The organism is Polynucleobacter sp., assembly GCF_030693775.1.
Classification (GTDB): Bacteria; Pseudomonadota; Gammaproteobacteria; order Burkholderiales; family Burkholderiaceae; genus Polynucleobacter.
This window is the reverse complement of the sequence record NZ_JAUXZY010000004.1, coordinates 346,827-372,771: the sequence shown is the minus strand read 5'-3', so window position 1 is coordinate 372,771 and position 25,945 is coordinate 346,827. Positions and strand designations below refer to the sequence as shown.

Genomic DNA, 25,945 nt, shown 5'->3' with positions numbered 1-25,945 from the left:
TGGCAGGTAAAAAAATACCAACCCTTCGGTTGGTATTTTTCATTACAAGCTAGTTAACTTAGAAGTTAGATTTCCTCAGCAGGCGCTACATCCGTCTTGCTAGCCTTTGTTGGCGGGGTAGCCTGATGAATATCCAGCAGCACCTTGCCATCCGCATCAATCCCAACCGCAACCGTACCGCCCTGTGCCAAGCGCCCAAAGAGCAATTCATCGGCAAGGGCTTTACGGACGGTGTCCTGAATAATCCGCTGCATTGGCCTTGCCCCCATGAGAGGATCAAAACCGTGTTTCGCTAAATGTGCTCGTAATTCAGGACTGAAGGTAGCATCGACTTTCTTCTCATGCAACTGCTCTTCAAGCTGCATTAAGAACTTATCTACTACCCGCATGATGATGGTCTCATCGAGCGCCTTAAAGGACACAATCGCATCTAAGCGGTTACGGAATTCCGGCGTGAAGAACTTCTTGATATCGGCCATCTCATCGCCAGACTCACGTGCATTGGTAAAGCCAATAACCGACTTCTGCATGGCTTCAGCACCAGCATTGGTGGTCATGATGATGATGACGTTGCGGAAATCCGTCTTGCGGCCATTGTTGTCAGTAAGCGTACCGTGATCCATCACCTGCAAGAGGATGTTGAAAATATCCGGATGGGCTTTTTCAACCTCGTCGAGTAGCAGTACGCAATGGGGCTTTTTATTGACGGCCTCGGTTAACAAACCGCCCTGATCAAAACCAACATAGCCTGGAGGCGCGCCAATTAAACGGCTTACTGCATGGCGCTCCATGTACTCCGACATATCAAAGCGCAGTAACTCAATGCCAAGGATATAAGCCAGTTGTTTTGCAACCTCCGTCTTACCGACGCCGGTTGGGCCCGAGAACAAGAAGGAGCCAATCGGACGGTCGATCTTGCCTAGGCCTGCACGCGTCATCTTGATCGCGCTAGCCAATGCTTCGATCGCTGGATCTTGACCAAAGACGACGCTCTTAATGTCACGGTCCAGGGTTTGCAATTTACTGCGGTCATCAACCGTGACCGATTGCGGTGGTATGCGAGCAATCTTGGCCACAATCTCCTCAATCTCAGGACGGCCAATGGTTTTCTTCTGCTTTGATTTAGGCAAGATACGCTGGGCAGCGCCTGCTTCGTCAATCACATCAATTGCTTTATCCGGCAAATGGCGATCATTGATGTAGCGCGAGGACAATTCAGCGGCAGCGACCAAGGCGGCAGAAGCGTATTTCACGCTATGGTGCTCTTCAAAGCGTGACTTGAGGCCACGCAAGATTTGCACCGTCTGATCAACCGTAGGCTCAACCACATCCACTTTTTGGAAACGACGCGCCAGTGCGGCATCCTTTTCAAAAATGCTGCGGTATTCCGTAAAGGTGGTGGCGCCAATGCATTTCAGCTGGCCGTTCGATAAAGCGGGCTTGAGTAAATTACTCGCATCCAAAGTGCCGCCCGAAGCTGCGCCGGCACCGATCAAAGTATGAATCTCATCGATAAATAAAATGCCGTTGGAATTATCTTTCAGGGCTTTAAGCACGCCCTTTAAGCGCTGCTCAAAATCACCGCGGTATTTAGTACCAGCAAGGAGTGCGCCCATGTCCAGCGAGTAGACCGTGGCATTAGCCAAAATATCAGGCACCTCGCCTTTGGTAATACGCCATGCCAAGCCTTCTGCAATCGCCGTTTTGCCCACACCGGCCTCACCCACTAACAGCGGATTATTTTTACGACGACGGCAAAGCACTTGCACCACGCGCTCGACTTCACTGTCGCGCCCAATTAGGGGATCAATCTTGCCTTGGCGGGCCATGGCATTGAGGTTTTGCGTGAACTGGTCAAGCGGGCTTTCCTTGCCGCTAGCCGCTGACTCTTCAGTTTCTTGGCTCGGATCCGCGGCCTTTGCTGGCTCGACCTGATCTTTACGAATACCGTGGCTAATAAAGTTGACTACGTCTAAACGGGTAACGCCTTGCTGCTGCAAGAAATACACCGCGTGCGAATCCTTCTCACCAAAAATGGCGACGAGCACATTGGCGCCAGTCACTTCCTTCTTACCGTTGGAAGTCGATTGCACGTGCATGATTGAGCGCTGAATCACCCGCTGAAATCCCAGCGTCGGTTGTGTATCAACCTCCTCGGTGCCGGGTACAACTGGGGTGTTGTCATTAATAAAGTTTTTAAGCTGGGCACGTAGCTCGGCAATGTTGACTGAACACGCCTTCAGGACCTCGACTGCGGTCGCGTTATCCAGAAGCGCAGCCAGAAGATGTTCGACGGTGATGAACTCGTGCCGCGCGGCCCGAGCATCAACAAACGCCATATGCAAGCTCACTTCTAATTCTTGGGCAATCATGCTTCCTCCATAGTGCACTGTAGTGGGTGACCCGCTTCACGGGATAGCTCAACAACCTGGTGCACTTTGGTGGCAGCAACATCACGGGTAAAGATTCCGCAAACGCCTTTGCCAGCCAAATGAACCTGAAGCATGATCCGGGTGGCCGTCTCATGATCCTTATTAAAGTATTCCTGAATCACCATCACCACGAACTCCATGGGGGTGTAATCATCATTAAGGAGCATCACTTTGAACATGGCAGGGGCTTTGAGCTTCTCTGCCTGCTTTTCGAGTAATGCGGTGTCGCCAATACCCGGAATAAGTGGGTTGGTATTACCTGGAATTTTGATTGCGCGACTCATATGAACCATTCTAAACACAAGGCAGAAACCTTGACTCAAACCACGTTATGTTGCAAAAAAACGGCAAAAACTGGGGGTAATGATCATATTGGGGCGATTTTGGAGATATAAAGGGGTTTCTCCTAGTACGAATAACACCAGAACTCCTTGACACCCCCGCTAAAAGGGCAAACAATCAGGGTAGTGCTTCTAGTTGAGGTTCTATTAGGCGTGTTTTGGAGCGAGACTGATTAAAAGGTATTCCCCCCATTTTCACGGTTGTTTCAAGTTTATGTAATGGAGTTCGCATGGCGACCGGAGTTGTTAAGTGGTTTAATGATGCAAAAGGTTTCGGGTTTATTAAACCTGATGATGGTGAAGAAGAGCTGTTCGCGCATTTCAGCGCGATTACTATGGGCGGTTTCAAAACCCTCAAAGAAGGCCAAAAGGTAACGTTTGACATTACCCAAGGTCCTAAAGGCAAACAAGCGACCAATATTCAAGGCGCTTGATCACTGTCCTTGATCAAATTAAAAACCCAGGGTGATCTCTGGGTTTTTTTTCGTCCTGATTTTTTGTTTGCTCACTTCTTTATTTAGAATGCAGTCATGCTGACTTTCATTCGCCATACTTTTTTTGCCGGGTTACTCGCACTGACAGCGAGCTTGAGCCTGGCGCAAAGTATTAATACCAGTCTTCCCATTATTGAGCTAAAGACGAGCATCTATCGCATACAGGCTGAGGTCGCTAGCACGCAGCAAGCGCGGCAGATTGGACTCATGAATCGCACCTCCATGCCAACTGACTCAGGCATGCTGTTTATCTTTGATCAAAAAGCGACGCATTGCTTTTGGATGAGCAACACCAAGATACCCTTGGCGATTGCCTTTATTGCCGATGATGGCAAGATCGTCAACATTGAAGAGATGCAGGCAGAGACCTTGAATAATCACTGCCCTAAGGCGCCCGTTCGCTATGCCTTAGAGATGAACCGGCAATGGTTTAGTCAGCGGGCAATTGGCCCTGGTAGCGTGATCCAGGGCTTACCGCGCCAATAAATTAATCGAAGTGGCAAACGTAATGCACGGGTGATTCTGCACGGATCACAAAATAACCCCCTGCTGCAACCTCCCAACTTTGGCCTGCGGCGAAGGTTTGCTCAGGCGCTCCGTTGATACTCACATAAGCCGTACCATCAACCACTTCCATGACCTCGCGGGTGCTCAAGTCAAAACGAAGGGTGCTCGGCAATACGACGCCCACCGACTTACGTGTACCGTCGGCTAGCGTAACGGTATGCGAAACGCACTTTCCGTCAAAGTAAACGTTGGCTTTTTTTCCTACGGAGACGTGATCAAATTGCATGGCGATGTTCTTTATCTGAATTTAAATAAGTATTTAAGGAAAGGGTTAAAGCACTACTTGGACGCACGTTTGCGTTTTGCAATTTCAGCAATGCGCATGCGTAAGGCGTTGAGCTTAATAAATCCGCCCGCATCAGCTTGGTTGTAAGCGCCACCATCGTCATCAAACGTAGCAATGTTTTGATCAAACAGGGTGTTGGCAGAGTCCCGTGAAATCACCGAGACAGATCCTTTGTAGAGCTTCAAACGTACTACACCGTTAACGCTGGTTTGGGTATGGTCAATTAAAGTCTGCAGCGCCAAGCGCTCTGGTGACCACCAGTAGCCGTTATAAATCAGGCTGGCGTAGCGTGGCATTAAATCGTCTTTGAGGTGGGCCACTTCGCGATCAAGCGTAATGCTCTCGATGCCGCGGTGGGCTTTGAGCAAAATCGTGCCGCCGGGGGTTTCATAGCAGCCACGGCTCTTCATGCCAACAAAGCGATTCTCAACCAAATCCAGGCGACCAATACCGTGTTTACCACCCAGGCGATTGAGCTCAGCCAAGAGCTCATGGGGTTTGTAGGCTTTACCATTAATGGCTACTGGGTCACCTGCGCGGAATTCAATTTCAATGATCTCTGCTGCATCGGGCGCGCTCTCGGGGGAAACCGTCCAGCGCCACATTGATTCTTCGGCCTCAGCATTGGGATTCTCGAGGTGGCGACCCTCAAAACTAATGTGGAGCAAGTTGGCATCCATAGAGTAAGGAGCACCGCCTTGCTTGTGCTTCATCTCAACCGGAATGCCGTGTTTCTCAGCATAGGCGAGGAGCTTCTCGCGGGACAACAAATCCCATTCGCGCCATGGGGCAATGACTTTGATTCCTGGCTCGAGTGCGTAATAGCCCAGCTCAAACCGAACCTGGTCATTCCCTTTACCCGTCGCGCCGTGCGAAACCGAATCGGCTTTGACTTGGCGCGCAATCTCAATTTGCCGTTTCGCAATCAAGGGGCGAGCAATCGATGTACCCAATAAATACTCACCTTCGTATACGGTATTCGCGCGGAACATCGGAAACACGAAATCACGCACAAACTCTTCACGCAAGTCATCGATGAAGATGTTTTCTGGCTTAATGCCAAATTGCAGGGCCTTGGTGCGCGCTGGCTCAAGCTCTTCGCCCTGCCCCAGATCAGCAGTAAAGGTCACGATTTCACACTGGTAGGTATCTTGTAACCACTTCAAGATCACACTGGTATCTAAACCGCCCGAGTAGGCTAAAACTGCTTTTTTAATTTCCGACATGATGTAGGTGTTCGCTTTACGTAAATTTTTGATTCAAATGCTATTTTAAAAAAGGAATGCCAAGACGGCAATGCATTAATCCAAGCGGCCGCACAAGAGATACTCCATTAATGCTTTTTGGACATGCAAGCGATTTTCTGCTTCTTCCCAGACCACGCTTTGCGGACCATCGATCACCGAAGCAGTCACTTCCTCGCCGCGATGGGCAGGCAGGCAGTGCATAAAGAGTGCATCGGGCTTGGCCAAGGCCATCAACTGATCGGAGACCATCCAGTTTTTAAATGCTGCCATTCTGGAGGTATTTTCATCCTCAAAGCCCATACTCGTCCAAACATCGGTGCTCACGATGTCAGCATCCTTGCATGCGTCTTCAGGACTATTGCAAACCGTTAGATGCTTGGCTGCCGCAGCACTTAAGCGCGCGGGATCCAGAGCATATCCATTGGGTGCGGAAAAGCGAACCTGAAAGTCCAATACTTCAGCCGCCTGAATCCAGGTATAGGCCATATTGTTGGCATCACCAACCCAGGCTACGGTTTTACCTTGGATCGGTCCACGTGCCTCGACAAAGGTAAACACATCGGTTAACACTTGGCATGGATGAAATTCATTGGTTAAGCCATTGATGACTGGGACCCGCGATTTTGCGGCAAAGCGCTCAATAATGTCCTGCCCAAAGGTACGAATCATGATGATGTCCGTCATTCTAGAAATGACTTGAGCAGCATCTTCGACTGGCTCGCCCCGGCCCAATTGGGTATCGCGCGTATTCAGGTAAACCGCATGACCACCCAGCTGATGAATTCCCGCCTCAAATGACAGGCGAGTGCGGGTCGACTGTTTTTCAAAAATCATCGCTAAAGTGCGATCGTGCAAGGGATGCCAGGTTTCATAGCTCTTGAATTTGGTCTTGAGCCACGCAGAGCGCGCGAAGAGGTAATCGTATTCGCTGCGCGTGAGATCAGTGAATTGCAAATAATGCTTCAGTTGGCCCGGCACTTGGGGCTTTGCTAAGGAGGTATTCATGAGGCTCTCCGAGGAGTTTGTACTGATCTCATTTTCAAAACACGATGCCTTTATCAATGGCTCGATTACATGCAATCCACACTGTTAAGCTATAGGGTAACGTGGTACGAATGCCCCAACTAAAATACCCATCCATTTGAAACACAAAAAACTGTTTATCCAAGGCGTTACATCATCCGGCAAGGCATTTCGGCCGAGTGATTGGGCCGAGCGGCTCTGCGGGGTGATGGCCTCATTCCGGCCGCCAGGGGATCATGCGGATCCACGCTTCACCTATTCACCCTATGCAAGGCCGGTTCAAATAGCGCAGATCAAGTGCGTCGTCATCGATACCCGACTGCATGAACTCGACCCACGCGCCCTCGACTTTGTTCTCAACTTTGCCAAAGACAATGACTTGGCCATTGAGGAAGCGTGCGAATTCGAACCTAAATCACAAAGCCATACTTAAAAAGCAAAACCCGCCCTAATAAGGAGCGGGCTATGGCTGGGTACTACTAAACCAACAAAAACGTCTAGGCTGCCATCGCCTTAATTGCTGCAGACAAACGGGACTTTTGACGAGCCGCGGTATTTTTGTGTGCAATTTTCTTATCTGCAATTTTGTCGATGGTTGCTTGAGCAGCGACAAATACTTTCGCAGCAGCTGCTTTATCGCCAGTATCGATTGCTTTGCGCACAGCCTTAATGGATGTGCGAAGCTTCGAACGCAAACTGGAGTTGTGCTCGTTTTGTTTTACTGCTTGCCTGGCGCGCTTGCGTGCCTGTGCGGTATTGGCCATGTTTAAACCTACCTCTGTAATTTCAATGGGTTAAATCGTTCGATAGCAAGCTGATTAAATTGCCTTTACAAGGTAAATCCTCTTTTTGAGGGTTTTCTTGTGGATTACTTTAGTCAGATCACCAAAACCCAAGATTTTACCTGAAAGCAGTTAAAAAGCCCAGTTGCCTGATAAATAGGTGAAAATTGACCCATGAACCTGCTTTCCGCTGCCGCCAAGGTTAGCTCCTTCACCATGCTATCGCGCATTACAGGGCTTTTACGCGAAACCCTGATTGCCCGTAGTTTTGGCGCCTCCGAGTGGACAGACGCCTTTAATGTGGCCTTTCGGCTACCCAATCTGCTCCGTAGGCTCTTTGCCGAAGGGGCATTTTCCCAGGCATTTGTGCCGATTTTGGGGGAAGTTTCCAGCAAGGATGACCCTGCCCAGTCTAAAACCCTGATTAATGCCGTAGCCACCCTGCTCTTTTGGGCCCTCTTGCTTACCGTGGCCTTGGGCATTATTGGCGCCCCATTCCTCATTCTGGCCATTGCTACCGGCTTTAGCGGCAGCCCCGCTTATGAAGCCAGCGTAGTAATGACCCAGATTATGTTTCCCTACATTGGGCTGATTTCGATGGTGTCGCTATCGGCAGGCATTCTCAATACATTCCAGCGCTTTGCGATTCCAGCCTTCACCCCCGTTTTGCTGAACTTGGCATTAATTGGTAGCGCGGTTTGGCTCGCCCCTCAACTCGAGCAACCGATTTATGCCCTGGCATTCGGCGTGCTGGTCGGCGGCGTGTTGCAATTAGCGATTCAAATTCCTGCGCTGCGCCGATTGGGCTTACTGCCCCGCATCGGCCTATTGCCGGGCGCCATTCGGAGCGCTTGGATCAACCCCGATGCGCGCAGAGTACTCAAGCTAATGGGGCCGGCTGTCTTTGCCGTATCGGTTGCGCAAATCTCCTTAGTCATCAATACGAATATTGCCTCTCGCTTGCAAACCGGCAGCGTCTCTTGGTTATCGTATGCCGACCGCCTGATGGAATTTCCGACTGCCTTACTGGGTGTGGCCCTAGGCACTGTCTTGCTGCCCAGCCTCAGTCGCGCCAATGCGCAGCAAGACACAAAACAGGCGAGTGAACTTTTAGTCTGGGGATTGCAACTCACCTTCTTGCTGGCAGCGCCCTGCGCAATCGCCCTTTTGTTATTTGGCGAGCCCATCGCTGCAGTGCTGTATCACTATGGCCGCTTTACTGCACTGGATGTCGTGATGACGCAGCAGGCACTTGCCGCCTATGGTGTTGGACTGATTGGACTGATTCTGATCAAAATTTTGGCGCCGGGGTTTTATGCTCGCCAAGACATTCGTACGCCCGTACGGATTGCGTTGCTGGTGCTGATCTCAACCCAGCTCGCCAATATTGTGTTGGTGCCTTTATTGGGCCATACCGGCCTAGCGCTTTCCGTTGGTCTTGGTGCCTGCTTAAATGCGGCCCTACTGTGGATTGGTTTGCACCGGCGCGGCGCCATTGCAGCCGGTTTTGGCTGGACCAAATACCTCATACAACTTGGCATCGCATTGATCCCTTTATCGCTACTGCTCTACTACGGCGCTAATTTGCACCAGTGGATCGCTATGCAGAGTGAGCCATGGACACGGGTTGGCTTATTAGCTGCCTGGATTCTGGGCGCTGCTGTGGTGTACTTCATAGCCCTTTGGATTGTGGGCATTCGCTGGCAGCATTTTCGGCGTCATGCAAAATAGACTGTATGCCTACACGCCAACTTGATTACTTCACCTCCCTCGTTGCCGAGGACGACCATTTTCCCCTGACTGAATCGGCGATTGCGGTTGCGCAGCATGCCTTTCCAGATTTGGATGTGCAGCACACGCTCGATGAAATTGATGCCTTAGGTAGCAAGCTAAAAAAACGCATCACTCCCGACACCTCGCAAGTACAGCGCCTGCAACTGCTCAAGCATTTCTTTTATACCGAGCTGGGATTTGGTCCAAACGCAAATGACTTTTATGCGCCCGAGAATTCCTATCTGCACCACGTAATGGAAAGTCGTCGCGGCATTCCAATCTCGCTTGCGATTCTGATGATGGAGCTGGGCCAGCAAATTGGCCTGAAGATTCGTGGGGTCTCGTTTCCGAACCACTTCATGATGCGCGTCTCCTTGCCTCAAGGTGAAATCATCATGGACCCACTTAATGGCGCGACCTACTCTAAAGACGAGTTACAAGCCATGCTTGATCCCTACCTCGATGCCAAAGGCTATCGGGGCGAGACTGCACTGCCTTTGAGTATTTTCTTGCGCGCATCCAGTAGCCGAGAAATCCTCTCGCGCTTTTTGCGTAACCTCAAATTAATTTATACCGAACATGAGCGCTGGGAACGTTTGCTTGGCATTCAAGAGCGCTTGGTGATCTTGTTGCCCGACTCCATTGAGGAGGTGCGTGATCGCGGTCTTATCTTTGCCCAGCTGGAATACCTCCGTCCCGCACTCAAGGATATGCAACAGTACATCAGTGAAGCGCCCGAGGCGAGTGATGCGGAAGAGATTCGTAATCACATTGCTACCCTCGAAAGCCAAGCTCGCTCACATTAAAACCATTGCGATCAACTCGCCATGCCGACTGAATCGCATCCACAGCCCCTATTGTCGATAGCCGGTCCTACTGGATCCGGAAAGACCCACCTCGCCATGCTACTTGCAGAAGCAGCACAGGCGCGCAACATCACCGTTGAACTCATCAGTATGGACTCTGCCCTTGTCTATCGGGGCATGGACATTGGAAGCGCCAAACCCACCCCAGCTGAGCGCGCAGCAGTAACGCATCACCTCATCGACATACTCGACCCAAGCGAAGCCTACTCTGCAGCGCGCTTTGCAAGCGATGCCACACGGCTCGTCAGGGAAATTCGGGAACGGGGCAATGTGCCTGTCATCGTCGGCGGCACCATGCTCTATTGGCGCGCGTTTGCGTATGGCTTATCCAGCCTTCCGCCTGCAGATCCAGTCATTCGGGCGCGCCTCGATGCCCAAGGTAAGGTGCTTGGCTGGCCAGCCATGCACGCTGAATTAATGGAACGCGATCCGATTACAGCAGCGCGCTTAGAGCCCAATGATTCGCAGCGCATTCAGCGCGCCTTAGAAGTCGTGCAGTCGACCGGCAAACCGATGTCAGCATGGCTTGCGGAATCGCCCAGCGAAGATGGCCGTGCAGGTTCATTGATTCCGAGCTGGCTTCGCCTGGTTTCTCTAGAACCCAGTGAGCGGGCAGAGCTGCATCACAATTTAGAGAGTCGCTTTGATGGCATGCTCAAAGCCGGATTGATTGATGAGGTACGTTCGCTTCGCGCGCATCCAGGTATCCATGCCGACCTACCTGCCATGCGCGCAGTCGGTTACCGCCAAGTCTGGGAGTTTTTAGAAGGGCAGATCAACGCAGAACAAATGCGTTACAAGGCATTAGCAGCAACGCGGCAACTGGGCAAACGTCAACTGACCTGGCTCAGGGCAATTGAGGGCCGAACTGTATTTAATCCGTTTGATGCAAATGGCTTGCCGGCAGCGCTGCAATACTGCTTAGATCAAATTAGTACGATCAAATAACAATTGTTTGCGCTGCATTGGGCGCGCGCTCAACTACCTCACCCACGACCCAAGCCTTTAGGCCTTGCGCCTGAAGTGAAGCGAGGGCTTTATCCGCTTCGCCTTTGGCCAGAACAACCACCATACCAATACCGCAATTGAAGACGCGAACCATCTCTGCATCAACCACGCCGCCCTTCATTTGCAGCCAACGGAATAAGTCGGGCATAACCCAACTGTCGCGATGCAAAACAGCCTGAGTATGTTCTGGCAAAACCCGCGGCACGTTATCCACCAGTCCACCGCCCGTAATGTGAGCCATACCCTTCACATCAACTTCGCTAATTAACTTCAATAATGGCTTGACGTAGATTTCAGTAGGTGCCATCACCACATCAATCAAGGGGCGTCCACCGAGGTCGTCGCTTGGCTTAGCGCCAGCTCGCTCGATGATCTTTCGTACCAAGGAATAGCCATTGGAGTGAGCACCACTGGAGCCTAAAGCCAAAATGACATCGCCCGGCACAATCCGGCTGCCATTAATGATCTTGGATTTTTCAACTGCGCCAACAGCAAAACCGGCTAAATCGTATTCACCATCGGGGTACATGCCCGGCATTTCAGCGGTCTCGCCACCAATCAGGGCGCAGCCAGCCAATTCACAGCCGGTTGCAATACCGCCCACCACCGTTGCGGCGGTATCCACAGTCAGCTTGCCGCAGGCAAAGTAATCCAGAAAAAAGAGGGGCTCTGCACCCTGGACCAAAATGTCATTCACGCTCATCGCGACCAAATCTTGACCAATGGTGTCATGGCGATTCCATTCGAATGCCAATTTGAGTTTGGTACCTACGCCATCGGTACCCGATACCAACACCGGCTCTTGGTAGCGCTTGGGCACCTCAAACAAGGCGCCAAAGCCGCCAATGCCTGCCAGAACACCTTCGCGCATGGTTTTCTTGGCCAGCGGCTTGATACGGTCGACCAAGGCATCGCCAGCGTCAATATCAACGCCAGCATCGCGGTAGGAGAGGCTTTGGGCTTGGGAATTAGGGGATGAACTCATGGGGGGCCGTTTGGAAATAAGGTGAAAGCGTGCGTTGATCGGTAGAATCATTGAATTCTAGAGGATCAATGCCCCATGGCAGAAATTTTTACCCCTTTTTTGGCTGCTTTTATTCTTGCCTATGCCCTACGCCCTATAGCAAGCCGGCTGGAGGGCCTGCACATCCCCCGCGCCTTGGCAGCGACCTTGACGATTATTTTTGGCCTAAGCCTGGTTACTGGGCTTTTCATGCTGCTAGTGAATCTCCTTGGCCATGAAATTCCCCTGATTAAAACGAAGTTGCCGATTTGGGTGCAAAACACGCAGGCGTGGTTAGAACCCACCCTCGCCGAATACCACATTCAGTTTGATTGGGCTGCGCTGCGCGAAACCGTGACGCAAAAAGTAACAGCCCACCTCAGCACGAATGCCGACGCCTTAGTCAGTTCTACGCTCGATACCATTCTGTTATCGGGTAGCTCAGTCGTGCATGGCTTTGTTAATCTCATTTTGATTTTGTTTGTCTTGTTTTATCTCTTGATTGACTGGGATCACTTTTTCAAACTACTGGAGGGCTTCATTCCTCCCCGCTTTGCGCATACTGCACGTCATCTCTGCATGCACACCGATGGGCTGTTATCGCAATACCTGCGTGGACAGATTATGGTCATTTTGGTGATGGCGACCTTTTATAGCATTGGCCTCAGCCTCGTTGGGATGGACGGTGCGATTGCCTTGGGTGTATTCACTGGTCTGATGATCATCATTCCCTACATTGGTATCACCCTGGGACTGAGTATTGGTATTTTGTCGGCAATCCTGCAATTTGGCTTTGGCCCCGAGCTGCTCTGGGTGCTCGCTATCTTTGGCGTCGGCCAGTTTTTGGAAGGCTTTTTTTTGACGCCGCGACTGGTGGGTGAGCGCATTGGCTTGCATCCCGTTGCTGTTTTGTTTGCTTTAATTATTTTTGGCAAGCTCTTTGGGTTTTTTGGTGTCTTGCTTGCGCTACCCGCTAGCGCCGTCAGCTTGGTACTCATTCAATTTGGCTGGTCTCTTTATATCAAGAGTAGCTGGTACCAAGGTCAATGAGTTCCAATGCCCTGCCACGGCAATTTGCCTTAGACCTCGGTCGTGCGCACCAGGCAAGCTTAGCTAATTTTTTGCCCGGCGGCGATCGCGCTCTGATTGCTGCGCTCGAAAAAGTGGCCGAGCAGTGGGCTGCATCCACGGCGCTTCCAGCGACAGCCGATGCAAGCTCACTAAACCACCGCTGGATTTATTGGTGGGGAGCGCCAGGCTCGGGGCGTAGCCATTTATTGCACGCTCTAATGCATGCAGCGCAAAATGCTTCACTTCCTTATTACTATTTAAGGAGTAATGAGCCAAGCACCTGGGTCAAACTGGAAGCAGAACTACCCCAGCAATTAAAGGCGGGCACTCCAATTGCTATAGCAGTCGATGATGTGGAACTACTGGATGAGCGCTTGAGTAGTGCACTCTTTCGCGTTCTCAATGCGGTACGGGACAATCAGCAACTGTACGTGTTTATAGCGGGCAGCGATGCGCCTGCTAACCTCAAGCTGCGGGAGGATTTACGCACGCGCCTGGCTTGGGGCCTGGTGTTTCAGACCCATCTCCTCAGTGACCATGAGAAGATACAGGCTTTAGAGCAGGCGGCGAGCGATCGCGGACTGGTGCTTTCGCCTGATGTGCTGCCCTGGCTTTTGAGTCGGTTTTACCGAGATATGCCTAACCTGATGGCGCTACTCGATGCTCTGGACGCCTACTCTTTGGAAACAAAACGGGCCGTTACCTTGCCCCTAGTACGCGAATTACTGCAGCTTTCCAGCAGTCCGAATAATGAATTGATGAACCGATGACACAACTTGCTTTATTTGACCTAGACCATACCCTGCTGCCCTTCGATAGCGATTACGAGTGGGGTCAATTTTTGGTTCGCCAAGGGGTTGTCGATCCGATTGATTATGCGCAGAAAAATGACCAGTTTTATGCGGACTACAAACTCGGTAAGTTAGACATTGATGCATTTCTGCGCTTTGCTTTAAAACCGCTTTCCGAGCATCCCCGCGCAAAGCTGCAGCAATGGCATGATGCATTTATGGCAGAAGTGATTATCGGCAAATTGCATCCAGCCGCCATTGCTTTAGTTAAACGCCACCAAGATGCTGGGGATCTCTGCTGTGTTGTTACTGCGACCAATAGCTTTGTTACCCGTCCGATTGTCAATGCATTCGGGATTTCGCACTTAGTGGCCACTGAACCTGCCACCGTCAACAATGAAGCGAGCCAAATGTTTACCGGTGCAGTGCATGGCATTCCTAGTTTTCGGGAAGGCAAAATTCAGCGGGTGCACGATTGGTTAGCTTCCTTGGGTCAGTCTATGGAGCAAATGGAGAAAAGTTATTTTTATTCAGACTCACCCAATGACCTGCCTTTATTGGAAGTGGTGAGTCATCCGATTGCAACCAATCCAGACCCCCGCTTGCGCGCAGAAGCGGAAAAACGGCAGTGGCCTATTTTGGAGCTGTTCGCATGATTACCAAGTTAATCCAGCGTATTTTCCGCCGCAGTCCCCGAGCCAAGCTGACGCAATCCGCTGCTGCCGGCGCTCCCAAGCGCATTAGCAAAAAAGCCCATCGGATTGACCCCCAGCTCCTTTCAAAAAATGCAGTCAAAGTAACCCATACCCTGCAGCAGGCAGGCTATCAGGCTTACATCGTTGGCGGCGCAGTACGCGATCTTGCGCTCGGCATTGGCCCAAAAGACTTTGATGTAGCAACCAATGCCACTCCGGAACAGGTGCAAAAGCTATTTCGGAAATCCCGCTTAATCGGTCGCCGCTTTCAGATTGTGCACGTCACTTTTTTTGGCAAAGAGCGCCCTGAAATCATTGAAGTATCGACCTTTCGTGCACTACTCGAAAATGCAGGTGATCACGTCGCTGACAGCGGCCGCATTCTGCGCGACAACGTTTGGGGTACTCAAGTAGAAGACGCTACGCGGCGTGACTTCACCATTAATGCCATGTATTACGATCCCGCTACTGAGACCGTCCTCGACTACCACGGCGGCATGGCAGATATGCAGCAGCGCACCCTGCGCATGATTGGTGATCCCTCCAAACGCTACCGTGAAGACCCGGTGCGCATGTTGCGGGCGATTCGGTTTGCGGCCAAAACGGGCTTTACCCTATCCCCTGAAACGCGCGCGCCGATTGCCAAATTGGCCAAGTTGATTCACGACGTACCCGCCGCTCGGCTCTTTGATGAAATCCTCAAACTGCTGATGTCGGGCTACTCCTGGCAAGCCATTCAGGGCTTACGGGAAGCAGGTTTGCATCACGGAGTATTACCCTTGCTGGATACCGCGCTCGACCCCAAAGCAGGCGTTCCCGGTAGTGAAGCATTTATTCGCTTGGCACTCAACAATACCGATGAACGCATTCAGAATGGCAAAGGGGTTTCTGCCGGCTTTCTGTTTGCTACCTTGCTGTGGCCAGAGTTACTGAGCACATGGCAAAAAAATCTGGCTGCCGGCATGGCGAATATTGCCGCTTTGCATGCTGCCATGGACGATGTGATCGCAACCCAAAGCAAGGGCATGATGATTCAACGCCGCTTCGAAGCCGACATGCGCGAGATCTGGGCCCTGCAGCCTCGGTTCGATAAACGGATTGGCCGCTTCCCACAACGCATGCTGGAGTTGCCGCGCTTTCGGGCGGGTTATGACTTCATGTTGCTCCGCTGCGCCACCGGTGAGCGCCCAGAAAGCTTAGGTCAATGGTGGACCCGCTTTATTGATGCCGACCCGCTGCAGCAAGAAGTACTCTTGGCCGCCGTCAAAGAGGAGGTTTCCCTCTCGGGCGCCGGCGGCCCAGCGACTAAGCGGCGTAGGCGGCGTAAGCCCAAAGCAGCCACAGCGGGCCCTGATCAGGCCGCTGCCGACTAAATAAGGGCTGCCAAGCACGTTTTGGCAATCTTCAGTAAAGTACTCAGATCTTCAGTTGGGATTCACTATGGCAAAAGCATTTATTGGATTTGGCGGCAATGTCGGCGATACGCGCCAAATCATTACCGATGCCATGGTTTGTTTGGCTTTGTGTAGTCAATTGCGCATCATCCATAAAAGCTGTCTTTACCAAAGCGCACCCGTCGAGGCGACGGGTGGCGACTACATAAATTCCGTAGTCCAAATTGAAACCGATTTAACGCCCTATGGTCTTCTGCATGTTTGCCAAACCATCGAGCAGCAGTTTGGTCGCGAGCGTCCTTATGAAAATGCGCCGCGTACCTTAGATCTGGATATTTTGTATTTTGAAGGGGTTGCACAGGGTGATACCGAACTGACCTTGCCTCACCCCCGCATTACCGAGCGCTCGTTTGTCTTGCTCCCCCTCTTAGAAATCGCCCCGGATTTCTTTTTGCCAGAGTTTGGCGCACTCAAAAGTTACCTACCCCAGGTAGCGCATCAGCGTATTGAAAAACTGACCTGCCGCAACTGTGCCAGCGACGAAAAAGCCGAATATCGCCCCTCGGCCCATTAATTCATTACACTGGCGGTATGAGTTATTTGCAAGGCGAAAAGCCCATTACGATTTCTAAACTGCTCTCCATGCATGCAGAGCAGGAAAAAATTGCTGTCCTGACGGCCTACGATTCAACCATGGCTGCACTCCTGAATCGCTGCGACATTGATGTGATTTTGGTGGGTGACTCGCTTGGTAATGTTGTGCAAGGCCACAACAGCACGACACCGGTTACCGTTGATGAGATGGCGTATCACACCCAGTGTGTTGCCAGGGCGAATGCCAAAGCTTTTTTGATGGCTGATTTACCCTTTGCCAGTTATGGCGATCCCTACCTTGCTTTAGAGTCTGCTGCAGAACTGATGCGTGTCGGTGCCGACATGGTGAAGCTGGAGGGGGGAGGCGATTGGCAACTGGACATCATTGCCCACTTAGTTGAGCGTAGCGTACCCGTATGCGCTCACCTTGGCTTGTTGCCACAATCCGTACATTTGCTTGGCGGCTACAAAGTACAGGGTAAAAATAAAGATGCTGCAGCGCTGATGCTGGAACAAGCCCAGGCGTGCGCAGCGGCCGGCGCTCAAATGCTGGTGCTCGAGGCCATACCATCGGCCTTAGGGAAAAAAATTACAGAGGCGCTGCCCATTCCGACGATTGGCATTGGGGCTGGACCCGACTGCTCAGGCCAAGTATTGGTATTGCCGGATATGCTCGGAATTAGTCCCGGCAAGCCGCCCAAGTTCGTTAAGAATTTTATGGAAGGCAAACCTTCCATCGAGGCAGCAGTCAAAGCTTTTGTTCGCGATGTGAAGGCCGGCCGTTTTCCAGGTCCGGAACACGGCTTCGCCTCCTAGTCGATTCAGCGCTTAACTAAAAAAGCTTTTCACGCTATCGAACCATCCCTTTTGATGGGGATTGTGTTTAGCGCCGCCTGATTTTAGGCTCTCATCAAACTGCTTGAGCAGATCCTTTTGTTCATCAGACAGCTTGACCGGTGTCTCTACCATCACATGCACAAACAGATCACCCACGACAGCTGAGCGCAATCCTTTAATACCTTTATTGCGCAAGCGGAATGTTTTGCCTGTCTGCGTTCCCTCTGGAATCGGAAACTCAACCCGGCCAGTTAGTGTTGGTACCTCAATCTCACCGCCGATGGTTGCAGTCGCAAACGAGATCGGCATTTGCACATGCAGATCAGTGCCATCACGCTCGAACACCGGATGCGGCTTGACGCGTACCTCGACATACAAATCGCCATTCGGGCCACCATTCACACCGGGCTCGCCATTGCCCACCGAGCGTACGCGCATGCCATCATCGATGCCTGCCGGAATTTTGATCTCTAAGGTTTTCTGTTCTTTTAACTTACCGCTGCCATGGCATTGTTTGCACGGCTTCGGAATGTATTGACCGGTACCGCGGCACTTGGGGCAGGTTTGCTGCATTGAAAAAAATCCCTGCGCAACCCGCACTTGCCCCTGACCGTTACACGTTGGGCAAGTTTCGACTTTACTGCCAGGCTCGGCGCCACTGCCGCTGCAGTGCTTGCAGTTACTCCAACTGGGCACTCGAATTTGGGTGGAATACCCTTCAGCTGCTTGCTCTAAGGTAATGTCCATGTTGTAGCGCAGATCGGCGCCTTTATAGACTTGGGGTCCAGCGCTACGGCCACCGCCTTGTCCAAAAATATCCCCGAAAATATCGCCAAAGGCATCTGCAAAGCCGCCGCCTGCAAATCCACCGCCGCCCATATTGGGATCAACGCCCGCATGGCCATACTGATCATAGGCAGCTCGCTTTTGAGGATCGCTGAGCATCTCATAGGCTTCTTTCGCCTCTTTGAATTTGGCTTCCGCGCCCGGATTATCCGGATTGCGATCGGGGTGGTGCTTCATCGCTAATTTGCGATACGCCTTTTTTAAATCCTCGTCGCTGGCATTTTTTCCAACGCCCAGTACCTCATAAAAATCGCGTTTACTCGTAGCCACAGCCTATTCCTCTCAGCATCATTAAAACGACACAAGTCGGCGCTGGGCCGACTTGTGTTTACTGCCTATGTAAAAAGCGGATTATTTCTTATCCTCATTAACCTCTTTAAAGTCGGCATCGACCACATCCGCATCGGCTGGGCCGCCTTGGGATGCACTCGCACCAGCAGCGCCAGGGGCAGCGCCGCCGCCAGCTTTGGCTTGCTCAGCAGCAAAGGCTTTCTCGCCCAGCTTTTGGCTCGCCTTACCAAGCGCCTCGGTTTTTGCCTCAATCGCTGCTTTGTCGCTGCCTTTAATGGCCTCATCCAGTTCTTTTAAAGCAGCCTCAATCGCTTCTTTTTCAGCTGCTTCTAAGCTAGCACCATGCTCTTCCAATGCTTTCTTGGTTGAGTGGGCCAAAGCATCTGCTGTGTTGCGAGCAGTAACGAGCTCCAATACTTTTTTGTCTTCGGCTGCATTGGCTTCAGCATCTTTCACCATCCGCTGAATTTCTTCTTCGGTTAAGCCGGAGTTTGCCTTAATGGTAATTTTGTTTTCTTTACCAGAGGCTTTGTCTTTGGCGGTGACATGCAAAATACCATTAGCATCAATATCGAAGGTAACTTCAATTTGTGGGGTGCCACGCGCAGCTGGTGGAATACCTTCCAAATTAAATTCGCCCAATAGCTTATTGGCACTGGCCATCTCACGCTCGCCTTGATAGCACTTAATCGTGACCGCGGGCTGGTTATCTTCCGCTGTGGAATAGACCTGCGCATGCTTGGTTGGGATGGTCGTGTTTTTTGGAATCATTTTGGTCATCACGCCGCCCAAGGTCTCAATACCCAAGGAGAGTGGCGTTACGTCCAGCAACAGAACATCTTTGCGGTCGCCCGATAAAACCGATCCCTGAATCGCCGCGCCAACAGCAACGGCTTCATCTGGGTTCACGTCTTTGCGTGGCTCTTTACCAAAGATATCTTTCACTTTGTCTTGTACTTTTGGCATGCGCGTTTGACCGCCCACCAAAATCACATCATCGATGTCGGATGCCGATACGCCCGCATCCTTGAGTGCCATTTGGCATGGGCCCATGGTGCGCTCAATCAACTCCTCAACCAAGGACTCGAGCTTGGAACGGGTAAGTTTCAGGTTCAAGTGCTTAGGACCGCTGGCGTCTGCCGTAACGTAAGGCAAATTGATTTCGGTTTGCTGCGATGAAGACAATTCAATCTTGGCTTTTTCTGCTGCATCTTTTAAACGCTGCAATGCCAACACGTCTTTACTGAGATCAACGCCCTGCTCTTTTTTGAACTCATCAATGATCCAGTCGATGATGCGCTGGTCAAAATCTTCGCCGCCCAAAAAGGTATCGCCGTTGGTGGAAAGTACTTCAAACTGCTTTTCACCATCGACGTTCGCAATTTCAATAATGGAAACGTCAAAGGTTCCGCCGCCCAGGTCATAAACAGCAATCTTGCGATCTGCCTTTTCTTGCTTATCCAGACCAAAGGCCAAGGCAGCTGCAGTAGGCTCATTGATGATGCGCTTGACTTCCAGGCCAGCAATACGGCCAGCGTCTTTCGTCGCCTGGCGTTGACTGTCATTAAAGTAAGCCGGCACAGTAATGACCGCTTCGGTCACTTCTTCGCCCAAATAATCTTCTGCCGTCTTTTTCATCTTGCGCAGAATTTCAGCAGAGACCTGCTGTGGCGCCATTTTTTTATCACGTGCCTCAACCCATGCATCGCCGTTATCCGCTTGAATAATTTTGTAAGGCATGAGGCTGATGTCTTTTTGTACTTCTTTGTCGGTAAATTTACGGCCCATCAGGCGCTTTACCGCATAGACAGTATTGCGTGGATTGGTAACCGATTGCCGTTTTGCAGGGGCGCCAACCAGTACTTCGCCATCTTCCATATAGGCAATGATCGACGGGGTGGTACGTCCGCCTTCGGCGTTTTCAATCACCCGTGGGGTGCCGTTTTCAATTACAGAAACGCACGAATTGGTGGTTCCTAAGTCAATTCCAATAATCTTTCCCATATCTACTCCGCTTAAAAATAAGGTGTGCGCTAAAGTCGCGTTATTACATCTGATGTAAGGTATTTGGGGTCAAAAAAGGGCAATTCAAGGGCAAAAACCCAGAAAAATCGATTTATTCTCTTTTTTTGCCCGAAATACTGGGATTGGCCGTTAAGCCGCCTGACTCACGGTGACCAAAGCAGGTCTTAAAACCCGATCCGCCAAGGAATAGCCGCGCTGCAACACGCTCACTACGGTTCCAGGCTCCTGCTCCGATGGCACCATCGAGATGGCTTGGTGGTGGTGGGGGTCAAATTTATCGCCGCTAGCGGGGTTTATTTCGACGAGACGGCCTTTTTCAAAGGCGCTCATTAATTGCTTAAGCGTAATCTCCAATCCCTCCTTAAAGCCTTTTGCATCGACTGCTTCGGCGTTGAGGGCTGCATACAGGCTATCGGCAACCGGCACTAAATGCTCGGCAAAACCCTCAATGGCAAATTTATGCGCCTTACCAATGTCTTCTGCTGCGCGGCGGCGGATATTTTCCCCTTCGGCTTTGGCGCGCAAGAAGTTGTCTTGCATCTCGCTTAATTTTTGCTGCAACTCGGCCAGCTGCTGCTCGGCCGTCTGCTCTACCACTGCTTCTGCGGGATTGGCTGCTGTATCTGCCGCTGCTTCAGCTTGATTTTCTGGTGTTGAATCGGGTTTTTCTTGGGTCATGGGTCTACATCGCTTTAGTAATTTCAGAAAGGAAGTGGCTTTGAGCACACTTACTGCTACTTATTTGATCTGTATATGGGCGCAAATCATGCCATTTCAAGGGGCAGCTGGGGCGGTGGGGTTAGCGATATGCGCCTCAGCAACCGCAACCAGCGCATTGCGCTTGGCTAAGACCGCAGCGGGCTCATCGGTTAGTGGCCAAGCGGCCATGTGATCCGCAGCGATGGCATGCAGCGCATTGATCCATGCCGGACTATTGTTCAGGCAAGGGATATAGCGGTAATCATTGCCACCATGCTCAATAAAAATTTCTTTGCCTTCCATGGCAATTTCTTCGAGCGTCTCCAAACAGTCCGCCGGAAATCCAGGGCAAAAAATATCGACCCGTGGACATTGCTCTTTTCCGAGCTGCTCGAGGGTGGGTGCGGTATAGGGCTTTAACCATTCCGCCTTACCAAAGCGCGATTGAAAGGTCACGATGTATTGCCCCGGAACCAGTCCTAAAGCCTCCCCCAGCAAGCGGCCGCTTTTGAGGCACTCGCAGTGATAGGGGTCACCCTTTAACAAATTGCGCTTGGGCAGGCCATGAAAGGACATCACTAGACGCTCGCCTTTTGCAAAGTCAGGACGACCTTCTTTGTCCCAAAACTCGGTTACTTGTTGGCGCAATGCCTCAATGTAGGCAGGGTGGTCATGGTAGTGCTTGACCGTGCGCACCTCTGGCTGATTGCGCCATGAACGCAGCACACGAAACACTTCATCAAAACTCGATGCCGTTGTTGTTGCCGAGTACTGAGGATAGAGGGGAAGCAATAGTAAGCGCTCCATTCCTTCGGACTGCAGTGCGTCTAAGGCTTCTTGGGTGGTCGGTTTGCCATAGCGCATCGCTAAATCTACCAACACGGTTTGGCCTTGATTGGCGTAGTTTGCTGCCAATGACTTGGCTTGCAAACGCGAGTAATGCAATAGTGGTGATCCCAGCTCAGGCAACCAAATCGTGGCGTATTTTTTGGCAGAGGCGCCACTGCGAATCGGCAAAATAATGCCGTTCAAAATAAACCACCAAATGATGCGCGGAATTTCCACCACTCGCGGATCGGAAAGGAATTCTTTTAAATAGACTTTGACTGCGCTACGGGTGGGCGCCGCTGGCGTGCCTAAGTTCAGCAGCAAAATGGCTGTCTTGCTTGGGCGCAGATGGGGGTTTTGATTCAAAACAAATCCTTAGGAGTGGCTGAGGGCGCCAGAAAGCAATTTCGAGGTGATATCCACAATCGGGATAACACGATCATAAGCCATGCGCGTTGGGCCAATTACTCCTAAGGTTCCAACGATGGTGCCGTCGACACTGTACGGCGCACTGATCACGGCTAAATCTTCGTAGGGCAATAAATCGCTTTCACCGCCAATAAATATCTGAATGCCGTCGGCATGACTCGATACATCAAGCAATTGCATGAGGACGGATTTTTGCTCGAGCATATCGAACATCTTCCGCAATTTATCCAAATTGGAACTGAGGTCCCCTACATTGAGCAAGCGGCGCTCGCCCGAGAGCACCATGCCGCCGTAGCCCATATCGCCAATAGTAGAGCTGCTATCGAGTGCTAAGGTCATCAAGCCAGAGATATCGGCGCGCAAATTATCCAAATCGGACTTGAGGCGCAAACGCACCTCATCAAAACTTCTGCCCGAGAATTGGGAATTAATGTAATTGCCAGCCTCGATCAATTGGCTTGGGCTGTAATCTTGGTTGGTTGGCAAAATGCGGTTTTGTACATCGCCCTCAGGGGTCACCACAATCAGCAAAATTTTGCCTTCACCCAGGCGTAAGAATTCAATATGCTTAAACACGTGAGCGCGCTTTGGGGTCATCACCACCCCAGCAAAGTGAGTCAGGTTCGATAGAATTTCTGCAGCGGAATTAATCATGCGCTGCGGCGAATCGGGCAACAAATGCTGTTCCAAATCACGGGCAGCTACCGCCTCAAGGGGTTGCATAGTCAACATCGTATCCACAAACAAGCGATACCCCCGTGGGGTTGGAACACGACCAGCAGAGGTGTGGGGACTGGTAACAAAACCCATGTCCTCGAGATCGGCCATCACGTTCCGAATGGTTGCCGCGGAGAGATCTAGCCCTGAAAAGCGCGATAGGGTCCTTGAGCCAATAGGCTGACCCTCCTCAATGTATCGCTCAATGAGGGTTTTTAAGAGGGCGCGGGAGCGGTCATCCATGGTGGGCTTTATTTTATGCCTATGGTTTAATCTTGATATGGTAAGCCCTTCTTCCCCAAATCACCCAAAAGGCTTCGGCCGGATTGCGCTTGTTGGCAAATACCAGGCGGATGGCATTGCGGATCATTTGCACGAACTAGCCAAGCTGGCGCTGGGACGTGGATGCGAAGTCTTTCTCGAGGCTGAAACCGCAAAAAATACCCAGATAAATGACTATCCCCATAAAAAAGTGGAGGACTTTGCCGGCTCGATCGATTTGGCCATTGTGCTCGGAGGCGATGGCACCATGCTGGGCATTGGGCGTCAGCTTGCGGGCAGCAAGGTGCCTTTAGTCGGGGTGAACTTGGGTCGTCTTGGTTACATGACCGATATTCCGATTCAGGATGTCAAACCCGTACTTACCGAAATCATGGCAGGCCACTATGAGGCCGATGAGCGCACCCTGCTCGATGCCGTTGTTCTGCGCGACGGCAAGGTGATAAATCGAGCACTCGCCTTAAATGATGTGGTTGTCAACCGCTCCGGAATATCGGGCATGGTGGAGTTAGCAGTCAAAGTCAATGACTCGTTTATGTACAACCAGCGCTCCGATGGTTTGATTGTGTCTACACCAACGGGATCTACTGCCTATGCATTATCCGCTGGAGGCCCCATCTTGCATCCCCGGGTTGCAGGCATCTTACTCGTACCGATTGCGCCCCACGCCCTCTCGAATCGTCCCATCGTCTTGCCACAAGATGCAAAAACCAGTATTGAGGTGATCAGCGGCCGCGAGGTCATCGTCAACTTTGATATGCAATCCCTGACTCATCTGCAGGTTGGTGATCGGGTTGAGGTGCGCCAGTCCGATAAAACCATTTCTTTATTGCATCCCCGCGGTCACAGCGACTACAGAACTTTGCGTGAGAAGCTACATTGGAATGAGTATCCATCGACATTCTGAATCCCCTTTATTTAGTACTCTAGATCCATGCTGCAAACCATAGCCCTTCGTGACTTCGTCATCGTCGACGCACTTGAGCTTGATTTCACATCGGGGTTTACGGTACTGACCGGGGAAACCGGTGCTGGTAAGTCCATCTTGCTCGATGCGCTTGGCCTGGTCTTAGGCGAACGCGCCGATAGCAGTCAAATCCGCGAAGGTTGCAATCGCGCTGAGATTAGCGCCCTCTTCCAGATTGATGCTGATGCGCAATCAGCGATTGCCACCTGGCTTGATGAGAATGGCTTTCCCAGTGAAGACAAGGGCGAAAGTCTTTTTCTAAAACGCATCGTCGAAAGCAGTGGACGAAGTCGCGCCTTTATTAATGGCAGCGTTGCCACGCTTACGCAACTGCGCGAGGCAGGCGATCAATTGGTAGACATTCATGGCCAACATGCGCATCAACTCTTACTCAAAGGGGGTGCGCAGCGCGACCTACTCGATCGGCATGCGGGCCTGAGCGCACTGGTGAGCGATGTCAGTAAGGCTTTTCGGACAGCGCATGACTTACGTAAGCAACTGGCCCAAGCTGAAAATGCCGGTCAAGACCTTGCTAGAGAGCGTGAGCGCCTCGAGTGGCAACTGGAAGAGTTAACGGAGCTAGCACCCATTGCTGGGGAGTGGCTCACGATCCAGAGCGACCATAGCCGATTGGCCAATGCAGCAAAAATCATTAGCGGCTGCCAAGAGTCAATCACGATCTTGAGTGAATCCGATCATTCGGTTGATTCCTCTCTGTCTAAAATGAATGCAGTGATGCAGGACCTGCTCGAACACGACCCCAATCTAAAAGATATTGCAGACGCACTCGAGTCGGCACAAATTCAAGTGGACGAGGCCGTGCATGGCCTAAACCGGTATTTGCAAAAGGTTGACCTCGATCCAGAGCGCTTAGCTCAACTCGAAGTTCGCATGCAGAATTTACATAGTGCTGCGCGCAAATATAAAGTGGATGCGGATGCCCTGCCGCAATTACTGACCGATACCGCAGACCACTTACGCGCCTTAACTGCGGCGCAAGACATTGAGGCGCTACGCAATAAAGTAAATCAAGCGGAAGAGGTCTATCTCAAAGCGGCAAAGCAACTGACCCAAAAGCGCAGTAAAGCGGCAACCCAACTCAGCAAGGAAGTGACCTTGGCGATGCAAGATTTATCCATGGCCGGCGGTCAACTCGACATTGCCCTTCTCCCGCTTGCGGAAGGTGGAGCTAGCGGTCTTGAGCAAATCGAATTTCAGGTGGCGGGTCATGCGGGCAGCACTCCGCGCTCCCTTGCTAAAGTTGCTTCCGGCGGCGAGCTTGCCCGCATTAGCCTAGCGATCAGCGTCATCACCAGCAAGGCTTCCTTTACACCCACCTTAATTTTTGATGAAGTCGATGCCGGTATTGGCGGCGCCGTTGCTGAAACAGTCGGAAAACTCCTGCGTCAACTGGGTGAATCGCATCAAATTATCTGCGTGACCCATCTTCCCCAAGTTGCAGCCCAAGGCAATCATCACCTCAAGGTCAGCAAATCCCAAGCGGGCAATACCACCCTCTCGCAGGTCAGCACACTGGGTCGAAATGAGCGCGTAGAAGAAATTGCCCGTATGCTGGGCGGCGCAACCATTACCGATACAACCCGGCGCCATGCCCGCGAGCTACTAGAGCAAAATTAAACAGCCTTATTTTGCTAGAGTA

The 25,945-nt window shown here is 51.5% G+C and carries 26 protein-coding genes; 14 read left to right on the top strand and 12 right to left on the bottom strand.

Going from position 1 to position 25,945, the window contains the following annotated elements; all coding sequences use genetic code 11:
- Positions 1 to 65: 65 nt before the first annotated feature.
- Positions 66 to 2,372, bottom strand: a complete 2,307-nt coding sequence (gene clpA / locus Q8M75_RS04640; protein ID WP_108469639.1) for an ATP-dependent Clp protease ATP-binding subunit ClpA — start codon at positions 2,370 to 2,372, stop codon at positions 66 to 68.
- Positions 2,369 to 2,725: an ATP-dependent Clp protease adapter ClpS gene (gene clpS / locus Q8M75_RS04635; RefSeq protein ID WP_371131770.1), complete on the bottom strand. Its 357-nt coding sequence runs from the start codon at positions 2,723 to 2,725 to the stop codon at positions 2,369 to 2,371. The genes clpA and clpS overlap by 4 nt, the downstream gene beginning before the upstream one ends.
- A 278-nt stretch (positions 2,726 to 3,003) precedes the next feature.
- Here clpS and Q8M75_RS04630 point away from each other — a divergent pair, with 278 nt between their 5' ends.
- Positions 3,004 to 3,207, top strand: coding sequence for a cold-shock protein (locus Q8M75_RS04630; protein ID WP_108469641.1), 204 nt, complete (start codon positions 3,004 to 3,006; stop codon positions 3,205 to 3,207).
- A 96-nt stretch (positions 3,208 to 3,303) separates the two neighbouring features.
- Positions 3,304 to 3,753, top strand: coding sequence for a DUF192 domain-containing protein (locus Q8M75_RS04625; RefSeq protein ID WP_305486677.1), 450 nt, complete (start codon positions 3,304 to 3,306; stop codon positions 3,751 to 3,753).
- Between the two features lies 1 nt (position 3,754).
- Here the strand turns inward: Q8M75_RS04625 and Q8M75_RS04620 are convergent, their stop codons facing one another.
- The 3 genes from Q8M75_RS04620 to argF form a co-directional block, all read right to left on the bottom strand.
- The gene (locus Q8M75_RS04620; protein WP_305486675.1) at positions 3,755 to 4,060 is read right to left on the bottom strand and encodes a pyrimidine/purine nucleoside phosphorylase; all 306 of its coding nucleotides are present in this window, start codon (positions 4,058 to 4,060) and stop codon (positions 3,755 to 3,757) included.
- Positions 4,061 to 4,113: 53 nt separating this feature from the next.
- Positions 4,114 to 5,346, bottom strand: a complete 1,233-nt coding sequence (locus Q8M75_RS04615; protein ID WP_305486673.1) for an argininosuccinate synthase — start codon at positions 5,344 to 5,346, stop codon at positions 4,114 to 4,116.
- 75 nt (positions 5,347 to 5,421) lie between these two features.
- Positions 5,422 to 6,372 carry an ornithine carbamoyltransferase gene (gene argF, locus Q8M75_RS04610; RefSeq protein WP_305486671.1) on the bottom strand — a complete coding sequence of 317 codons (951 nt, stop codon included), beginning with the start codon at positions 6,370 to 6,372 and terminating at the stop codon, positions 5,422 to 5,424.
- Positions 6,373 to 6,508: 136 nt separating this feature from the next.
- On the opposite strand from argF, the gene Q8M75_RS04605 reads away from it, so the two are divergent.
- Positions 6,509 to 6,823 (top strand): DUF3579 domain-containing protein, encoded by a 315-nt coding sequence (locus tag Q8M75_RS04605; RefSeq protein ID WP_371131744.1) that lies wholly within the window; start codon positions 6,509 to 6,511, stop codon positions 6,821 to 6,823.
- A 64-nt stretch (positions 6,824 to 6,887) separates the two neighbouring features.
- On the opposite strand, the gene rpsT is transcribed toward Q8M75_RS04605, so the two are convergent.
- Positions 6,888 to 7,154, bottom strand: a complete 267-nt coding sequence (rpsT, locus tag Q8M75_RS04600) for a 30S ribosomal protein S20 (RefSeq protein ID WP_108469646.1) — start codon at positions 7,152 to 7,154, stop codon at positions 6,888 to 6,890.
- Between the two features lie 192 nt (positions 7,155 to 7,346).
- Between rpsT and murJ the strand changes: the two genes are divergently transcribed.
- The 3 genes from murJ to miaA are packed head-to-tail and all read left to right on the top strand — an operon-like array spanning position 7,347 to position 10,759.
- Positions 7,347 to 8,903: a murein biosynthesis integral membrane protein MurJ gene (gene murJ / locus Q8M75_RS04595; protein WP_305486670.1), complete on the top strand. Its 1,557-nt coding sequence runs from the start codon at positions 7,347 to 7,349 to the stop codon at positions 8,901 to 8,903.
- Between the two features lie 5 nt (positions 8,904 to 8,908).
- Positions 8,909 to 9,751, top strand: a complete 843-nt coding sequence (locus Q8M75_RS04590; RefSeq protein WP_305486668.1) for a SirB1 family protein — start codon at positions 8,909 to 8,911, stop codon at positions 9,749 to 9,751.
- A 21-nt stretch (positions 9,752 to 9,772) separates the two neighbouring features.
- Positions 9,773 to 10,759, top strand: coding sequence for a tRNA (adenosine(37)-N6)-dimethylallyltransferase MiaA (gene miaA, locus Q8M75_RS04585; RefSeq protein WP_305486667.1), 987 nt, complete (start codon positions 9,773 to 9,775; stop codon positions 10,757 to 10,759).
- Here the strand turns inward: miaA and purM are convergent.
- Positions 10,752 to 11,804 (bottom strand): phosphoribosylformylglycinamidine cyclo-ligase, encoded by a 1,053-nt coding sequence (gene purM / locus Q8M75_RS04580; RefSeq protein ID WP_305486666.1) that lies wholly within the window; start codon positions 11,802 to 11,804, stop codon positions 10,752 to 10,754. The two genes, miaA and purM, sit on opposite strands and share 8 nt — an antisense overlap.
- Before the next feature lie 75 nt (positions 11,805 to 11,879).
- Between purM and Q8M75_RS04575 the strand changes: the two genes are divergently transcribed.
- From Q8M75_RS04575 to panB, 6 genes are all read left to right on the top strand, one after another.
- Positions 11,880 to 12,872: an AI-2E family transporter gene (locus tag Q8M75_RS04575; protein ID WP_305486665.1), complete on the top strand. Its 993-nt coding sequence runs from the start codon at positions 11,880 to 11,882 to the stop codon at positions 12,870 to 12,872.
- Positions 12,869 to 13,663 (top strand): DnaA regulatory inactivator Hda, encoded by a 795-nt coding sequence (hda, locus tag Q8M75_RS04570; protein ID WP_305486662.1) that lies wholly within the window; start codon positions 12,869 to 12,871, stop codon positions 13,661 to 13,663. Before Q8M75_RS04575 ends, hda begins: the two co-directional genes overlap by 4 nt.
- The gene (locus Q8M75_RS04565) at positions 13,660 to 14,340 is read left to right on the top strand and encodes an HAD family phosphatase (RefSeq protein WP_305486660.1); all 681 of its coding nucleotides are present in this window, start codon (positions 13,660 to 13,662) and stop codon (positions 14,338 to 14,340) included. Before hda ends, Q8M75_RS04565 begins: the two co-directional genes overlap by 4 nt.
- A complete protein-coding gene (gene pcnB, locus Q8M75_RS04560) occupies positions 14,337 to 15,752 on the top strand; it encodes a polynucleotide adenylyltransferase PcnB (protein WP_305486658.1) in 1,416 nt (471 codons plus the stop codon). The genes Q8M75_RS04565 and pcnB overlap by 4 nt, the downstream gene beginning before the upstream one ends.
- A gap of 67 nt (positions 15,753 to 15,819) precedes the next feature.
- The gene (gene folK / locus Q8M75_RS04555) at positions 15,820 to 16,347 is read left to right on the top strand and encodes a 2-amino-4-hydroxy-6-hydroxymethyldihydropteridine diphosphokinase (protein ID WP_305486656.1); all 528 of its coding nucleotides are present in this window, start codon (positions 15,820 to 15,822) and stop codon (positions 16,345 to 16,347) included.
- Between the two features lie 17 nt (positions 16,348 to 16,364).
- A complete protein-coding gene (gene panB, locus Q8M75_RS04550; RefSeq protein ID WP_305486654.1) occupies positions 16,365 to 17,183 on the top strand; it encodes a 3-methyl-2-oxobutanoate hydroxymethyltransferase in 819 nt (272 codons plus the stop codon).
- Between the two features lie 12 nt (positions 17,184 to 17,195).
- Here panB and dnaJ read toward each other — a convergent pair whose 3' ends face one another.
- From dnaJ to hrcA, 5 genes are all read right to left on the bottom strand, one after another.
- Positions 17,196 to 18,320: a molecular chaperone DnaJ gene (gene dnaJ / locus Q8M75_RS04545; RefSeq protein ID WP_305486653.1), complete on the bottom strand. Its 1,125-nt coding sequence runs from the start codon at positions 18,318 to 18,320 to the stop codon at positions 17,196 to 17,198.
- Between the two features lie 81 nt (positions 18,321 to 18,401).
- A complete protein-coding gene (gene dnaK / locus Q8M75_RS04540; RefSeq protein WP_305486651.1) occupies positions 18,402 to 20,345 on the bottom strand; it encodes a molecular chaperone DnaK in 1,944 nt (647 codons plus the stop codon).
- Positions 20,346 to 20,495: 150 nt separating this feature from the next.
- A complete protein-coding gene (grpE, locus tag Q8M75_RS04535) occupies positions 20,496 to 21,044 on the bottom strand; it encodes a nucleotide exchange factor GrpE (protein WP_305486649.1) in 549 nt (182 codons plus the stop codon).
- 96 nt (positions 21,045 to 21,140) lie between these two features.
- Positions 21,141 to 22,259: a ferrochelatase gene (gene hemH / locus Q8M75_RS04530; protein WP_305486648.1), complete on the bottom strand. Its 1,119-nt coding sequence runs from the start codon at positions 22,257 to 22,259 to the stop codon at positions 21,141 to 21,143.
- Between the two features lie 9 nt (positions 22,260 to 22,268).
- Positions 22,269 to 23,282, bottom strand: a complete 1,014-nt coding sequence (gene hrcA, locus Q8M75_RS04525) for a heat-inducible transcriptional repressor HrcA (protein ID WP_305486646.1) — start codon at positions 23,280 to 23,282, stop codon at positions 22,269 to 22,271.
- A 37-nt stretch (positions 23,283 to 23,319) separates the two neighbouring features.
- On the opposite strand from hrcA, the gene Q8M75_RS04520 reads away from it, so the two are divergent.
- Both Q8M75_RS04520 and recN read left to right on the top strand, forming a co-directional pair.
- Positions 23,320 to 24,225 (top strand): NAD kinase, encoded by a 906-nt coding sequence (locus Q8M75_RS04520; RefSeq protein WP_305486644.1) that lies wholly within the window; start codon positions 23,320 to 23,322, stop codon positions 24,223 to 24,225.
- Between the two features lie 27 nt (positions 24,226 to 24,252).
- Positions 24,253 to 25,923 (top strand): DNA repair protein RecN, encoded by a 1,671-nt coding sequence (gene recN / locus Q8M75_RS04515; RefSeq protein ID WP_305486642.1) that lies wholly within the window; start codon positions 24,253 to 24,255, stop codon positions 25,921 to 25,923.
- Positions 25,924 to 25,945 lie beyond the last annotated feature (22 nt).

What these genes read in the sequence shown, in the direction of transcription:
- hrcA (WP_305486646.1), bottom strand. Translation starts at nt 23,282, where the DNA reads ATGGATGACCGCTCCCGCGCCCTCTTAAAAACCCTCATTGAGCGATAC.
- miaA (WP_305486667.1), top strand. Translation starts at nt 9,773, where the DNA reads ATGCCGACTGAATCGCATCCACAGCCCCTATTGTCGATAGCCGGTCCT.
- Q8M75_RS04590 (WP_305486668.1), top strand. Translation starts at nt 8,909, where the DNA reads ATGCCTACACGCCAACTTGATTACTTCACCTCCCTCGTTGCCGAGGAC.
- clpA (WP_108469639.1), bottom strand. Translation starts at nt 2,372, where the DNA reads ATGATTGCCCAAGAATTAGAAGTGAGCTTGCATATGGCGTTTGTTGAT.
- Q8M75_RS04615 (WP_305486673.1), bottom strand. Translation starts at nt 5,346, where the DNA reads ATGTCGGAAATTAAAAAAGCAGTTTTAGCCTACTCGGGCGGTTTAGAT.
- Q8M75_RS04575 (WP_305486665.1), top strand. Translation starts at nt 11,880, where the DNA reads ATGGCAGAAATTTTTACCCCTTTTTTGGCTGCTTTTATTCTTGCCTAT.
- recN (WP_305486642.1), top strand. Translation starts at nt 24,253, where the DNA reads ATGCTGCAAACCATAGCCCTTCGTGACTTCGTCATCGTCGACGCACTT.
- folK (WP_305486656.1), top strand. Translation starts at nt 15,820, where the DNA reads ATGGCAAAAGCATTTATTGGATTTGGCGGCAATGTCGGCGATACGCGC.
- Q8M75_RS04630 (WP_108469641.1), top strand. Translation starts at nt 3,004, where the DNA reads ATGGCGACCGGAGTTGTTAAGTGGTTTAATGATGCAAAAGGTTTCGGG.
- pcnB (WP_305486658.1), top strand. Translation starts at nt 14,337, where the DNA reads ATGATTACCAAGTTAATCCAGCGTATTTTCCGCCGCAGTCCCCGAGCC.
- clpS (WP_371131770.1), bottom strand. Translation starts at nt 2,725, where the DNA reads ATGGTTCATATGAGTCGCGCAATCAAAATTCCAGGTAATACCAACCCA.
- murJ (WP_305486670.1), top strand. Translation starts at nt 7,347, where the DNA reads ATGAACCTGCTTTCCGCTGCCGCCAAGGTTAGCTCCTTCACCATGCTA.
- grpE (WP_305486649.1), bottom strand. Translation starts at nt 21,044, where the DNA reads ATGACCCAAGAAAAACCCGATTCAACACCAGAAAATCAAGCTGAAGCA.
- argF (WP_305486671.1), bottom strand. Translation starts at nt 6,372, where the DNA reads ATGAATACCTCCTTAGCAAAGCCCCAAGTGCCGGGCCAACTGAAGCAT.
- Q8M75_RS04520 (WP_305486644.1), top strand. Translation starts at nt 23,320, where the DNA reads ATGGTAAGCCCTTCTTCCCCAAATCACCCAAAAGGCTTCGGCCGGATT.
- Q8M75_RS04565 (WP_305486660.1), top strand. Translation starts at nt 13,660, where the DNA reads ATGACACAACTTGCTTTATTTGACCTAGACCATACCCTGCTGCCCTTC.
- rpsT (WP_108469646.1), bottom strand. Translation starts at nt 7,154, where the DNA reads ATGGCCAATACCGCACAGGCACGCAAGCGCGCCAGGCAAGCAGTAAAA.
- Q8M75_RS04620 (WP_305486675.1), bottom strand. Translation starts at nt 4,060, where the DNA reads ATGCAATTTGATCACGTCTCCGTAGGAAAAAAAGCCAACGTTTACTTT.
- purM (WP_305486666.1), bottom strand. Translation starts at nt 11,804, where the DNA reads ATGAGTTCATCCCCTAATTCCCAAGCCCAAAGCCTCTCCTACCGCGAT.
- Q8M75_RS04625 (WP_305486677.1), top strand. Translation starts at nt 3,304, where the DNA reads ATGCTGACTTTCATTCGCCATACTTTTTTTGCCGGGTTACTCGCACTG.
- hda (WP_305486662.1), top strand. Translation starts at nt 12,869, where the DNA reads ATGAGTTCCAATGCCCTGCCACGGCAATTTGCCTTAGACCTCGGTCGT.
- panB (WP_305486654.1), top strand. Translation starts at nt 16,365, where the DNA reads ATGAGTTATTTGCAAGGCGAAAAGCCCATTACGATTTCTAAACTGCTC.
- dnaK (WP_305486651.1), bottom strand. Translation starts at nt 20,345, where the DNA reads ATGGGAAAGATTATTGGAATTGACTTAGGAACCACCAATTCGTGCGTT.